This is a genomic window from Oceanobacillus jeddahensis (assembly GCF_000750635.1).
Lineage (GTDB): Bacteria > Bacillota > Bacilli > Bacillales > Amphibacillaceae > Oceanobacillus > Oceanobacillus jeddahense.
The window spans coordinates 45,053-58,394 of the sequence record NZ_CCDM010000001.1; the positions used below are offsets into that span (position 1 = coordinate 45,053).

The 13,342-nt window shown below is 37.1% G+C and carries 19 protein-coding genes; 1 reads left to right on the top strand and 18 read right to left on the bottom strand.

The genetic code is table 11. The features are described 5' to 3' along the window. Positions 1 to 69 precede the first annotated feature (69 nt). Positions 70 to 2,085 carry a methionine--tRNA ligase gene (metG, locus tag BN986_RS00255; protein ID WP_040977652.1) on the bottom strand — a complete coding sequence of 672 codons (2,016 nt, stop codon included), beginning with the start codon at positions 2,083 to 2,085 and terminating at the stop codon, positions 70 to 72. Between the two features lie 532 nt (positions 2,086 to 2,617). Here metG and BN986_RS00260 point away from each other — a divergent pair. Then, positions 2,618 to 2,893 carry an AbrB/MazE/SpoVT family DNA-binding domain-containing protein gene (locus BN986_RS00260; RefSeq protein WP_040977653.1) on the top strand — a complete coding sequence of 92 codons (276 nt, stop codon included), beginning with the start codon at positions 2,618 to 2,620 and terminating at the stop codon, positions 2,891 to 2,893. A 95-nt stretch (positions 2,894 to 2,988) separates the two neighbouring features. Here BN986_RS00260 and rsmI read toward each other — a convergent pair whose 3' ends face one another. The 17 genes from rsmI to BN986_RS00340 all read right to left on the bottom strand — a co-directional run bounded on the left by rsmI (position 2,989) and on the right by BN986_RS00340 (position 13,336). Beyond that, positions 2,989 to 3,870, bottom strand: a complete 882-nt coding sequence (gene rsmI / locus BN986_RS00265) for a 16S rRNA (cytidine(1402)-2'-O)-methyltransferase (RefSeq protein WP_040977654.1) — start codon at positions 3,868 to 3,870, stop codon at positions 2,989 to 2,991. Beyond that, positions 3,867 to 4,142: a GIY-YIG nuclease family protein gene (locus tag BN986_RS00270; RefSeq protein WP_040977655.1), complete on the bottom strand. Its 276-nt coding sequence runs from the start codon at positions 4,140 to 4,142 to the stop codon at positions 3,867 to 3,869. The genes rsmI and BN986_RS00270 overlap by 4 nt, the downstream gene beginning before the upstream one ends. Continuing rightward, positions 4,132 to 4,875 carry a tRNA1(Val) (adenine(37)-N6)-methyltransferase gene (locus tag BN986_RS00275; protein ID WP_040977656.1) on the bottom strand — a complete coding sequence of 248 codons (744 nt, stop codon included), beginning with the start codon at positions 4,873 to 4,875 and terminating at the stop codon, positions 4,132 to 4,134. The genes BN986_RS00270 and BN986_RS00275 overlap by 11 nt, the downstream gene beginning before the upstream one ends. 100 nt (positions 4,876 to 4,975) lie before the next feature. Then, a complete protein-coding gene (yabA, locus tag BN986_RS00280; protein ID WP_040977657.1) occupies positions 4,976 to 5,335 on the bottom strand; it encodes a DNA replication initiation control protein YabA in 360 nt (119 codons plus the stop codon). A gap of 12 nt (positions 5,336 to 5,347) precedes the next feature. After that, positions 5,348 to 6,172, bottom strand: a complete 825-nt coding sequence (locus tag BN986_RS00285; RefSeq protein ID WP_040977658.1) for a PSP1 domain-containing protein — start codon at positions 6,170 to 6,172, stop codon at positions 5,348 to 5,350. 4 nt (positions 6,173 to 6,176) lie between these two features. Then, on the bottom strand, positions 6,177 to 7,166 hold the full coding sequence (holB, locus tag BN986_RS00290; protein ID WP_040977660.1) for a DNA polymerase III subunit delta': 990 nt from the start codon (positions 7,164 to 7,166) through the stop codon (positions 6,177 to 6,179). 177 nt (positions 7,167 to 7,343) lie between these two features. After that, positions 7,344 to 7,775: a YaaR family protein gene (locus tag BN986_RS00295; RefSeq protein WP_040977661.1), complete on the bottom strand. Its 432-nt coding sequence runs from the start codon at positions 7,773 to 7,775 to the stop codon at positions 7,344 to 7,346. A gap of 46 nt (positions 7,776 to 7,821) precedes the next feature. Then, on the bottom strand, positions 7,822 to 8,151 hold the full coding sequence (locus BN986_RS00300; RefSeq protein ID WP_040977662.1) for a cyclic-di-AMP receptor: 330 nt from the start codon (positions 8,149 to 8,151) through the stop codon (positions 7,822 to 7,824). A gap of 193 nt (positions 8,152 to 8,344) precedes the next feature. Beyond that, on the bottom strand, positions 8,345 to 8,986 hold the full coding sequence (gene tmk, locus BN986_RS00305; protein WP_040977663.1) for a dTMP kinase: 642 nt from the start codon (positions 8,984 to 8,986) through the stop codon (positions 8,345 to 8,347). Next, positions 8,986 to 10,407, bottom strand: coding sequence for an aminotransferase class I/II-fold pyridoxal phosphate-dependent enzyme (locus BN986_RS00310; RefSeq protein WP_040977664.1), 1,422 nt, complete (start codon positions 10,405 to 10,407; stop codon positions 8,986 to 8,988). Before BN986_RS00310 ends, tmk begins: the two co-directional genes overlap by 1 nt. Before the next feature lie 329 nt (positions 10,408 to 10,736). Then, positions 10,737 to 10,934 carry a sigma factor G inhibitor Gin gene (locus tag BN986_RS00315; RefSeq protein WP_040977665.1) on the bottom strand — a complete coding sequence of 66 codons (198 nt, stop codon included), beginning with the start codon at positions 10,932 to 10,934 and terminating at the stop codon, positions 10,737 to 10,739. A 114-nt stretch (positions 10,935 to 11,048) separates the two neighbouring features. Further along, positions 11,049 to 11,312, bottom strand: a complete 264-nt coding sequence (locus tag BN986_RS00320; protein ID WP_040977667.1) for a pro-sigmaK processing inhibitor BofA family protein — start codon at positions 11,310 to 11,312, stop codon at positions 11,049 to 11,051. Positions 11,313 to 11,409: 97 nt separating this feature from the next. Next, the gene (locus BN986_RS26585; RefSeq protein WP_148417049.1) at positions 11,410 to 11,616 is read right to left on the bottom strand and encodes a hypothetical protein; all 207 of its coding nucleotides are present in this window, start codon (positions 11,614 to 11,616) and stop codon (positions 11,410 to 11,412) included. 48 nt (positions 11,617 to 11,664) lie between these two features. Next, positions 11,665 to 11,934, bottom strand: coding sequence for a DUF1648 domain-containing protein (locus tag BN986_RS26590; protein ID WP_052400557.1), 270 nt, complete (start codon positions 11,932 to 11,934; stop codon positions 11,665 to 11,667). An 88-nt stretch (positions 11,935 to 12,022) separates the two neighbouring features. Then, complete coding sequence (locus BN986_RS00330; protein ID WP_040977668.1) at positions 12,023 to 12,235, bottom strand: YaaL family protein; 213 nt, start codon at positions 12,233 to 12,235, stop codon at positions 12,023 to 12,025. A gap of 81 nt (positions 12,236 to 12,316) precedes the next feature. Further along, positions 12,317 to 12,913 (bottom strand): recombination mediator RecR, encoded by a 597-nt coding sequence (gene recR / locus BN986_RS00335; RefSeq protein ID WP_040977669.1) that lies wholly within the window; start codon positions 12,911 to 12,913, stop codon positions 12,317 to 12,319. Between the two features lie 108 nt (positions 12,914 to 13,021). Then, complete coding sequence (locus tag BN986_RS00340; protein WP_040977670.1) at positions 13,022 to 13,336, bottom strand: YbaB/EbfC family nucleoid-associated protein; 315 nt, start codon at positions 13,334 to 13,336, stop codon at positions 13,022 to 13,024. Positions 13,337 to 13,342 lie beyond the last annotated feature (6 nt).

The window sequence follows — 13,342 nt, forward strand, 5'->3', positions numbered from 1 at the left end:
TTTTTGGTTCTCTTCTATCGAAAAGGAAGGAGCTGACATGATGACAGCTCCTGTTCCATTTATTATTGATTAAGAAATCGGTGATCCGTTTGGTACACTTTCCGGCGCTGGTACGATTTCTAATTTCCCATCTTTCTCTGCAGAAAGGATCATTCCTTGACTGATCTCCCCACGCATTTTACGCGGCTTAAGGTTCGCCACGATAACGACCTTTCTACCAATCAATTTTTCCGGTTCTGGATAATATTCCGCAATCCCTGATAAAATTTGTCGATCTGCCTTATCTCCGGCATCTAAGCGGAATTTTAATAATTTATCTGCGCCTTCGACTTTAGTGCAGTCTTTTACCTCTGCAACTTTTAGCTCAACTTTATCAAACACATCATATTTGATTTGTTTTTCTTTAGTGGAAACAAGCTCTGTTTCATTCGGATCCCAATCTGTTTCTGCTTCTTCATCCACTGTAGCAGCTCCGCCCATTTGAGAGCGAATATAGTCAACTTCCTCTTCTACATCTAAACGAGGAAAAATTGGTTTTCCTTTTTTCACAACCGTAATGCCTTCCGGGAAATTGCCAAAATGAATATTTTCCCAAGATAATGCCATTTCCGGATCTAAACCAAGCTGCTCAATAATTTTCTTCGGTGCATGTGTCAGACAAGGCTGCAGCATCGTTGCAACCACACGCAAGGTTTCTGCTAAGTGTGCCATGACACTTGCCAGTTCAGCACGCTTTTCCTCATCCTTGGCAAGAATCCACGGCTGCGTTTCATCAATATATTTGTTTGCGCGGGAAATCAGCGTCCATACTTTCTTCAAGGCATCACTAAATTCCATTTGATCCATGTATTCCTGATAATCTTGAATAACAGACGATGCTGTCTTCTGTAAATCCGCATCTTCTTTATTAATAACACCTTTTACAGTAGGTGCTTTTCCATCAAAATATTTATTAATCATCGCTACCGTACGATTCAATAAGTTTCCTAAGTCATTTGCTAAATCATAATTCATTCTGGAAATAAAATCCTCTGGAGTAAAGACACCATCGCTACCAAAAGCAACTTCTCTCATTAAATAGTAACGTACAGCATCTAAACCATAGCGTTCGACAAGCATTTCAGGATATACTACATTCCCTTTAGATTTCGACATTTTTCCATCTTTCATCAACAACCAGCCATGTCCAAAAACTTTTTTAGGAAGTGGCAAGTCTAAAGCAATTAACATAATTGGCCAATAGATGGTATGAAAACGAACAATTTCCTTTCCAACCATGTGTACATCAGCCGGCCAATATTTTTGAAAGTTCGCGTCATCATCCGTACCGTATCCTAATGCAGTAATGTAGTTAGCCAAGGCATCAATCCATACATAAATAACGTGTTTTGGATTACTTGGAACCTTGACCCCCCACTTAAATGTTGTTCGGGATACAGCCAAGTCCTCCAAACCTGGTTTAATGAAGTTATTAATCATTTCATTTTTACGAGATTCCGGCTGAATAAAATCCGGATGATCTTCGTAGTATTGCAATAATTGATCTGCGTATTTACCCATGCGGAAGAAATAAGATTCCTCTTTAATCAGCTCAACAGGATGTCCGCTATCTGGCGATTTTCCACCAATAATATTTCCATCTTCATCTTTTTCAATATCTACGAGCTGTGTTTCCGTATAAAAAGTTTCATCAGGCACGGAATACCAGCCTTCATATTCATCCAGGTAGATATCTCCTTGTTGTAAAAAACGTTCAAAAATATCCGCCACAACTTTTTGGTGTTGATCATCTGTTGTACGAATAAATTTGTCATGACTTATTTCAAGTGTCTTCCATAAATCTTGCATTCCAGCTGCCATTTTATCAACATATTCTTGAGGTGATATGTTCTTTTCCGCTGCTTTTTGCTCAATCTTTTGACCATGTTCATCACTTCCTGTTAAATAAAACACATCAAACCCGAGCATACGCTTATATCTAGCCATCGTATCACAAGCTATTGTTGTATACGCATTACCAATATGTAATTTTCCGCTTGGATAATATATTGGTGTTGTAATGTAAAAAGTACTTTTGCTTCCCATCCGTCTTATGCCTCCTAGATTTCTTCCTATTTAAAAAATCTTACCTCGGAATATACAAATGCCGCTTTGCTTTCTCACACCATCTTTATTTAAGTGGATATATGCTATGCAACAAGCATTGCCACCTCATCCGAAAAAGATTCAAAATTAACTTTTTTGTTGATTTATTCATATATTTTACACCATAAACCTAAAAATGTTCACTCTCCATTGTAGCTATTATAACGTAATTTGCCAAATTGTGTACCTATTCACCTATTCTTTAGAAATTACACAAGAAATGATATATAGAAGAAACACTCTATCGTCTAAAACGATAGAAATGTATCAAATTCCTGAATATTTATAAAAAAGAGTTAAAACTTTTCCTTTTACAGTAAAATTGTATTGACAATACCAAATATTGTTGCTATTCTAAGATTATTAGTAACGACGGGGAACGACATTTTTTGTAAGTTATCTCACTATTTGAAAAATGTATAGCTCATTTATTCTCAAAATTCTATTAATCTACTATTGGAGGAATGAAGAAATGAAATCTACTGGTATTGTTCGCAAAGTTGATGAACTTGGTCGCGTAGTTATTCCTATTGAATTACGTCGTACACTTGATATCAAAGAAAAAGATACAATGGAGATATACGTAGATAACGATCGTATTGTATTGAAGAAATATCGTCCAAATATGACTTGTCAGATCACTGGAGAGTTAACAGATGACAATCAGACGCTGGCTGATGGCAATCTTATTCTAAGTCCTGAGGGCGCAAAAATTTTGCTGGAAGAAATTCAAAATCGTTTTAAATAATAATTGTTGTTTAAAAGGCGAAAAAGGGGTGACCTCTTCTGATTTCAGAGATCACCCCTTTTTCGCCTTTATAATATATGAAGCAATGGAAAGTCCTATTCAATATGGTAATTTTGATAAACTTCTCTTTTTGGTAAATTCCTATCTATTGCTGTTTGCTTAATTGCTTCTTTGCTTGATAAATGGTCCTTATACATTAATGCCTCTACATGTTCTTTCACGGATAATGCTTCCCACCAACTGGATTCTTGTCGAAATTGTTCTAAAGCAGACTCATTTTGTCCTTCGATGACAATAACAAACTCTCCACGCATCTCATTTTTCTTACTCCATGAAAAAAGTTCTTGAATGGTACCTCTAACAAATTCTTCAAATTTCTTAGAGATTTCTCTTCCTATTGCTGCCTGTCGCTCGCCCAGAACCTTTTCCATCACTTCCAACGTATCCTTGATCCGGTAGGGAGATTCATAAAAGATTAAAGTAGAATTTAAAATTTTTAATTTCTCCAGAGTTTCTTTTTTGTCTTTTTTCTTCCTGGGAAGAAAACCATAAAATGTAAAAGGTTGTGCCGTTAAACCAGAACCAACCAGTGCTACAAGAGCTGCATTGGCACCTGGTAAAACGATGACATGCAGCCCTTCCCGAATAGCTGCTTGTACCAGTTCTGAACCAGGATCAGAAATCGCTGGCATTCCCGCATCACTAACAACAGCAATGGATTCTCCATTACGGATCTTATCTAAAAGCTGTTTTTCTCTTTCCTGATGATTATGTTCATGATAGCTGACGAGAGGGGTATGAATCTCAAAATAATGAAGCAGTTTTTTCGTATTTCTGGTGTCCTCTGCAGCAATCAGCCTACATTCCTTTAAAACCCGGATAGCCCGGAACGTCATATCCTCCAAGTTTCCGATAGGCGTTGGGACGACATATAGTGCAGCATGTTCCTCAGATTGATAACTATTTTGGATGTTCATTCATCGCACATTCCTTTCTCATAGCCTTGAATCATTACCAGCTTCTCTTCACGAGTCAGCCTTTTCACTCTATACTCCGCACGCAAGGCATCTGATTTATTTTCAAATGTACATGTATACATAATTTCAAAAGGACCTCTGCCTCTTGTATATTTTGCCCCTTTTCCCGCTTCATGCATACGGATTCGGTATTCTAAATTATTTGTATATCCTGTATATAGTGTCCCGTCCTTACATTTTAAAATATATATCAAATGTTCTTCACTGGCCATATATAACTTCCTCTGCCTGTTGTGTGTAAGAACCATCCTGTTCATAAATGTAAAATGGCGGCAGAATTTTCACATCTGCTTTCCCATCACGGGTTCCTTCAACCAAAAGCATATTTGCTTCTTTACCCTGTTTAGGATAAACAAATTGTATTCGTTTAGGTTCAATACGATATTTTCTAAATTGCTCTATGATATCAACTATACGTCCCGGACGATGTACCATTGCCACTTTTCCTCCAGGTTTGACATACCTTTTGCATGCCTTCACAACGTCTTCTAATGTACAGTGCAGTTCATGTCTGGCGATAGTAAGGTATTCATTTTGATTGTGCTCTGTAGGAGAAGGCGTTTTAAAATACGGAGGGTTAACAGTAACCGTATCAAACGAACTGTGTTCAAGCGTCGTCTCCATTTCTTTTAGATCTCCATGAATCATTTGTAATTGATCATGTAAATTATTTAAAGCGACATTTCTTTTCGCCATCTGAAAAATTCGTTCCTGAATCTCCACACCTGTCATTTCTGCATTGGATTTTTTTGAAAGCAATAAAGGAATAACACCGTTTCCTGTGCACAAATCTAGAATCTTTCCTCTTTTTTTAGGGATCGAACTAAAATGAGCTAATAATACTGCATCCAATGAAAAAGCAAAGGCAGTCGGACTTTGAATAATTTTCATTGTTTCATCTGCTAATAAATAGTCCAATCGTTCATCATCATATAGCTCCACCATCGATTTATCACATCCTTATCTTCACTCTGAAAAGTCGTGTCAGAAAAAGAGCTGCCTTCATAAGGAAGACAGCCATCCAATACGATACACTTATCGCAGCTTATTTCGTTTTATCAAAAAAATCTAAGCAAAAAATACAATCTTCATTTCTTCTCGGACTGCCAAATTCCAAGCTGCAAATATGAAAACCTTCTTCGTAAAGACGAGCTAAATTATCATATCCTTCTCCTGGAAAGATCCCTTTTTGCTGTTTAGAGTCACTTTGTTTTTGCTCATTTTCCACAGATTCTTCTGTAAAATTATCCAGGTGATTGCGCAAATGATGATTTTCGTGAGCTAACCGGTGATTTTCTTCAAGCAAATCACTTAGCTTTCCTTTTAAATCACCTAATTGCTCATATAATTCACCAATTTGCTTCTCCATATCGGAAACTTGATCAAATATCTCTCTGTTTCCCACGATTGATCACCTCTATTCTGTGACTTGTGCTACAATTCCTTTTTCAATTAATTCATCTAATGTATACTCCACAACACGTTCTTTGTCTAAAAGTTCAATTTGAATCATTTTCTCTAATATATTCAAGCCAACAACCTTTCCTTCTCCGTGTGGTGTCGGCATTGTTTCTCCAATATCAGGTAAGTCTCTTTTTGCAGTTTCATACTCATCATTTTCATATTTTAAGCAGCACATTAATCTTCCACATAAACCGGATATCTTTGCTGGGTTTAAAGAAAGATTTTGATCCTTTGCCATCTTTATCGAAACTGGTTCAAAGTCTCCTAAAAATGTTGAGCAACAAAGCATACGCCCACAAGGACCGATTCCTCCAAGCATTTTTGCTTCGTCTCTGACTCCAATTTGTCTAAGTTCAATACGTGTTTTGAACATCGATGCAAGATCTTTTACAAGGTTTCTAAAATCAACTCTTCCGTCAGCTGTAAAATAGAAAATGATTTTATTACGGTCAAACGTATATTCTACATCTACTAGATTCATATCTAGCTGATGTTGCGTAATTTTATTGGTACATATGTCAAAGGCTTTTTTCGCCTGATCTTGATTTTCTACAACGGTTCGCTTATCCTTTTCATTTGCAACCCGAATTACTTTCTTTAAAGGTAAAACTACGTCTTCTTCATCTACTTGCTTTTCCGTGATGACTACTTTTCCAAATTCTATTCCTCTTACTGTCTCCACAATCACATAGCTATCTGGAGTTACCGGATAAGAGTCTGGATCGAAATAGTAGATTTTACCAGCTTTCTTAAAACGTACGCCAATAACTTCTAACATTTTTTCACCTCTGTATTTGAAGCGCTAGTTGTTCAATAACCAATGTTGGCTGAACATTTGCCTTTAATTTTCTTTTCGCCATTAAAATCTGATTTAAAATAGTCAATAATTGAGCTTGCGAAAAAGTGATGAGCCTCTTTTCCAGCTTGGATGGATCATTGGATAATAGTATCGTATTGGCGTCTGTATATATATGTTGATGTAATATATCTTTAAATCCTAGTATTAATAAGTCCAAACCTCGTTCTTGACTTTCTCTGTCTTTAAAATGAGGTATCCAATATTGATGGATATATGTGTAAATATCCTCAGGCTGTGTAGTATACATTTCTACCCATTGTATCACTATTTTTCGCGCCCCTGCAAACCAATCATCTTGGGCAAGTTCAAGTGCTTCGGTTAAACTATTCGTCAGTACGCTCAAAAGCTTAGCGTCCATCTCATTTAACCCTTCTTGCTGTAATTTTTCTTGTAAGGTTCCTGGTGCAAGCGGTTGTAAATCAATAATCTGGCAGCGTGATCGAATGGTGGACAGCATAGCATGACCATTCTCTGTAAGCATCATAGCAGTTGTTTCTATGCTTGGCTCTTCTAAAAATTTCAATAGACGGTTGGCAGCATTTACTGTTAATGTATCTGCATCCTTAATGATATAAACTTTCTGATTTGATTCCATTCCGGAATACGTAAACTCTTTCTGCAAATTTCGTACCTGTTCTATCTTAATAGAGGCTCCGTCTGGCTCAATCCAATGCATATCCGGATGATTTCCAGAGTCAATCCGCTGGCAATTGATACAGTTATTACATGGATTGACTCCCTGCCGATTCATACAAAACAAATATTTTGCCAGCAGAAGTGCCATTTCTTTTTTGCCGGTTCCTCTATCTCCTTGGAATAAATAAGCATGGGAGATACGATTTTTATTTATACTGTTCATAATGGTTCGACTTGCCACAGGTTGTATTTTTTCGATCTCTTCCCATGTCTGCATAATTACTTCCACCTTTAAACATAAGCTTCTTCTATTCATGTCACAAAAAGCTAAGCTTCTTCTTGTTCCGTTTTTTTGTCCTTTGGGAACACATATTTATGGGTACCATAGCCGAAATTCCTTTAAATCCATTGTTTCTCTACTATTTTTCTATCATGCAAAACAGGGCTTAATAACTCATGTATAAATATTAACTAACAACCCTTTAATCTCTCCAATTAATCCAAGAATATCAATGGTTTTCTTTTCTTCATCCATTAAATCTTCTGCTAATTGGGCAATTTTATCATCGATGACTTTTACCAAAGACAATTGTCTGCTTCCTTGCATGCTAAAGCTTTGTTTTTTCTCTAAAAGATACCCTTCTGATGTTGCTTTTTCCAGAAAACCTTTTACCATTCGCTTAAACTTCACTAATTCACGAAAGGAACGATAACGGCTCAGTTTATCACCCTGTTCCGCAATCTGCTTCACCATTTGCGTGAATTCCTGTGTTTTCAGCTGTTCCGATTGGGATTGAACAAGATTTTGAAAAGAGGTGTTATTTGTCTGCGCCGGGCGCTTCAAGTTGCCATCTCTTGGTGTTAATATCTCACTGGAAATCTTCATTGTTCTCCCCCTCTCGTTTGGTCATGTGTAAAAGCGATTCTATCTTTTAAAATTGGTAAAAGGACTCGATAGGCAAGATAAACACCGTAGCTCCGCCAACCTCTACTTTCACTGGTTTTGGAATATATGAATCGGCATTTCCTCCCATTGGAGAAATTGGTGCAACCATCTGTTCACGATGCGAGCAATTATCACGAATGATTTCAAGCGCATCATTCACATACTCATCCTCACAACCAATCATCAGCGTTGTATTTCCTTCCTTTAAAAATCCGCCTGTTGTTGCTAATTTTGTGGTTTGAAATTTATTTTCCCCTAATGCGTTTACTAAGCGATTAGAATCTTTATCTTGAATAACAGTAATAATTAACTTCATGATTGATCAGCCCCTTTTGGCTTATTTATTTTAGAAAATCTTGTATTCGCTCACTTTTTACTTATACAAGAATGTACCGACTTCAATGTCCCAAAAATGTCTTCTGTAGGACGAGTAATCTTAGTAATGTTGTCAGTTAATGCGACCGCTACGGGCGTAGAGAACAGTCAAAATTCCTTAAATATATCGTTTTTTATACCTCTCTATCGTGTAAAAAGGTAGTAATTCTTTCTAACACATCGTGATAGACTACTTCAAGCGAACGTTCCGCATCCACTGTTTGAAAACGCTCTGGAAAACGAGACCTAATTAACTGATATCCCTCATACACTTTCTCATGAAATTCAAGCGTTTCTAAATCCAAGCGATTTTTCTCTCTATCTGCATTTGCTGATATGCGCTCCAGCCCTTTTTGAGGGCTAATATCAAAATAGAAGGTTACATCCGGCATACAATCCTGAATGACAAATTTATTGATAGCATATACCTCATCTACCCCAATACCTCTTGCATATCCTTGATATACCAGACTGCTATCTACAAAGCGATCACATAATACAATTTTTCCTTTTTCTAATGCAGGAAAAACCTTTTCTACAAGGTGTTGCCTTCTTGCTGCTGCATATAATAATGCTTCTGTTCTTTCTTCCATTTCAAGATGGAGAGGGTCATGAATAATCTCTCTAATCTTCTCAGAAATATGGATACCGCCTGGTTCTCTCGTTTTGATTACCTCTATTCCCTGTGCCGTCAGTTCTTCATAAACTTGATTTAGAATGGTAGTCTTGCCAGCTCCCTCGCCGCCTTCAAATGTTATAAACAAACCAGTTGTCATCATCGTTCCCCTTTATTTCTATATATGCGTAGCCTCGAGTCCCTATGCTGTATTCGAACACCTTGTTCCACTAATTTTTTTAATTGCGTTATATGAACCTCTTTGATTTTTTCTCCTTTTAAAAGAAGTGGAATACCGGGCGGGTAAGGTATAACCGCCTCAGCAGCTATTTCTCCTACACTTTCCTCCATTGAGACCTGGTACGTTGAATAATAGTGCATTTCTTGATAAGACAAATCTAATTCCTGAATCTTTTCTGGAAAAAAATTTGTCCTCTCTATTGTAGCATGATTTGGTGATTTTTTTAATGGATGGCCCATTGTTTTCAACCTTTTTTCTAACCTATCTGTTTGTTCAAACGGAGCAAGCCCATGAACAAATAAAATTTGCTCTTCTGTAGCAAGTTCCGGGAAAATCTCTGCTTTTTCGAGTAACTGCACCACCGATTTTGTCGAAAAAGAATGTTTCACGTGGAACGTTAGCTTTAATGGATCAGCTGATGGAACAAACTCCCAAAAAGGAAAAGCAGAAAGGATGTTTTTTATATGTTCGACACTTTTTATCGTTTTTAGTTGATTTTCTTCTGAAAAATTTGCTAAAAAGTACCTTGCTATATCTAAAGAAGCCATAAGCACATACGATGGACTGCTCGATTGAACAATTTGTAAATAATGCGCCAGCTGAGATAAATTAATACGTGATGTCATAACATGTAAATAGGAGCCCATTGTCATTGCCGGGGCCATTTTATGAGCGGAATGTACCACAGCATCAGCCCCTAACTGAATCGCTGATACAGGAAAAGCATCCCCCAATGAAAAATGAACACCATGCGCTTCATCTACTAGTACAGCTATATTATGCTGGTGGGCTTTTTCAATCATTGCTTTCAGGTGATAGGTTTGCCCGAAATAATCGGGATATGTAAGGATTAATGCTTTTGCCTCCGGATGCTGTTCTATAGCTGCTGCTACCGTTTCGTAGCTTGGGCTGGTAAATCTTTGTACATTTTCTTCCCAATCCGGTGCTAAAAAAACGGGCTTGGCACCTGCTAACTCTACCCCATTCATGACAGATTTATGGCAATTACGCTGAACAAGAATTTTATCTTCCTGCTTACAAGTGGCAAGTATCATCGCCAAATTTCCCACTGTCGATCCACCAATGAGAAAGAAAGTGTGCTGCGTCTTAAAAAAATCTGCTGCTAAGCTTTCCGCTTCCGCAATGACACCTGTAGGAGCATGTAAATCATCCATTCCTGTAATTTCTGTTACATCCCACCGGAGCAGCTGTTGAAACTCCGCGAGGTAGGCAGACGCAAATACTTGTCCATGCTTATGACCTGGCACATGGAAAGAGATTGGATTATTTTTTGCAAATGCTTGTAAATGCTCTGCTAATGGCATACGCTGTTGATCCATTTGTTTGCCTCATTTCTTTTTATATCTAAATAAACAAACCAATTCATTCAAACTGATTTGTTTATTTTATATTTCACTTTATTATAACAAGCAGAGATAGTGGAATAAAAATTAAAAGAATAACTACAGTATATAATGAAATCCTATTTCTACCAGAATAGCTAAACTGGTACACAGACCCTGAATAGCTTGGGATTGATCGTCTTCGATGTGCTTATATTTAGTACTTAATCATTTTACTGCATCAAAATCTTTAGGGGCTAAAATATATACTTTTCCACTATGAAAAAAAGCCTTTGCACGCAAAGACTTGTTAAAAGGGGATTATTTTAAGAGTGTAATGTTGATTGATTAATATTTTTTAACTTTGAGAGATAGTATTGATACTTTTCTTCCCGCGGTTCCGTATGAATCATATTATGCTCACATTCCTTACATAGAAACATAGCGTACAAGTGAATCCCATCTTCCTTTGGTTCCTCACAAATTCCACAATATTCATATTCTTGAACCTTTTGCTGTTTCATTTCTCCACCTCCGTTAAAAATAGTATCTCCTAATCTAACGGATGTTATACCTGAAAAATATATTATGAAGCAATATTACTAGTGGAAGAAATATAAGGGCAGCCAAACAGCGTCTCAAAGAATAAATAAATGAATAGCTGCAAGAGAACCAACACCAAATACACCAAGAAATCCAGAAACCAGAACCGTAAATAGATTAATTGGAATATGCAGACCCACAGCCCCTCCAAATACATTCAAGAAAAACAGCAATAGTACGCCTATCCCTATCCTAACCGTTGCTTTTCCAACATACTTCATTGGTTTTACTGGCGCACCTACGATAAATAAAAGAATAATTAATCCAATAATCGTTCCAATAAATAGTGTTGAACTCATCCCTCTCCCCACTTTCCATACATCGCTTTTACCTATTTCTATGATTGGAGCGAAACGATTAGAACAGATTTAACAAGTGGATAAGTCTATTTATATTCTATTCCGTCTCATTGGCAGATTTCTTCTTCAACTGCTGAGAACGAATGATAAATAAAGTTATCGTCCCTGCAAACAGAAGAATAATAAATAGTAAAGACCATGTATTCATATAAGACGGAAAGCCTTTCGCAACACGAATACTATTTAAAGTGATTATAAAAGGAAAAAGAATGGCTATTTCATTTTTTAACAAATTCACTAACATTCTAGAATTGATATATTGATCTTTCACATTTGCTTCTGTTAGATTCCTCTAATTAAATAAATGTGGAAACCTCTCCAGAATGGTCATTCCAATCCATAACAGTAACCCAATGGCTAAAGGAATGAATAGCTCTTCTCTTCCTCCCCATCGTGTTACTTCACCAGACGCATTATAATGACCCGGTATCTGACTTGGAATGGAACTCCATGTGAAAATAATATAAAAAATCACCCCGGCGAAACTCACGAAGCCAAGAGTATTGAAAACTTTTTCTATAAAGGTTATTTTTAATTTAAGAATTGGCGGATTGTTTTCCATAATAAGCATCACCTCTTCTTTTTTGGGGCAGTAAAAAAGAATCAAGCAGCTTAACACATACATGATTCTTTTACAAAATTAGATTCTTTTAAAACCGTGTCGCCTTCACATTTCGAATTCGAGCTTCCTTTAACAGCATCATATATTTCGATCTTGCTATTAAAATTTCTCTCTCTCCATTTTGCGAAGGATCGATACTTTTTCGAACAAAATCTTGAAGCTGTCTCCACTCGCCTTCCACTTGATATAAAGCATTTAGAAGCTCTTGGTCCATATCTTTTTTCTTTAATTTCTTTGCCATATTTCCCACCAAACCTCATTATAAAAATAGATTTCATCCTAAGAAGAATTTATCCTCTTCACAGATAATTAGAAATAAAAGTTAGACATCTCTTCTTCCTTCTAACGCTTTTGACAACGTCACTTCATCCGCATATTCTAAATCACCGCCGACTGGCAGCCCATGGGCAATGCGTGTTGTACGAATCCCTGAAGGTTTTACTAAGCGAGAAATATACATTGCTGTTGCTTCCCCTTCGATATTTGGATTAGTAGCAAGAATTAGCTCTTCCACTTCTTCATCCTTCAAGCGATTGATTAAATCTGGTACATTAATATCTTCTGGGCCAATCCCATCCATTGGGGAAATAGCTCCATGCAGGACATGATATTTGCCTCGAAACTCTTTCATTTTCTCCATGGCAATGACGTCTTTCGGATCCTGGACAACACAAATAACCGATCCATCCCGGCTGGTATCCTGACAAATCGCACACGGATCTTGATCCGTAATATGCCCGCAAACCGAACAATGGGTAAGCTCCCGTTTCGCATTTACTAATGCATTAGCAAAATTCATCACGTCATCGTCTTTCATATTTAACACAAAGAAAGCCAGGCGTGCGGCTGTCTTCGGACCAATTCCCGGTAATTTGGAGAAACTATCCATTAGCTTCGTTATCGGCTCTGGATAATACATACTTTCTTACCTCCTCATGAAAACCCTCAATTAACAAATTCTATCCTTGGCGAAAATAAGACGCCTTGGCAAACAAGCCAGACGTCTTATCTTTAAATGAAAAAGGAATTAGAACATTCCTGGCATATTCATTCCTTTTGTAAATTGTCCCATCGTATCATTTGTTTTTTCATCGATTTGTGTTAACACATCATTTGTAGCCGCTAAAATCAGGTCTTGCAGCATTTCGATATCATCCGGGTCAACAACCTCTTCTTTGACCTCTACATCTGTAATTTCTTTTTTGCCATTTGCACGGACAGTTACCATACCGCCACCAGCTGAAGCTTCAAAAGACATTTCATGTAATTCGTCCTGTGCTTTCATCATTTTCTTTTGCATTTTCTGCATTTGCTTCATCATGTTATTCATATTTCCCTTCATGGAAAA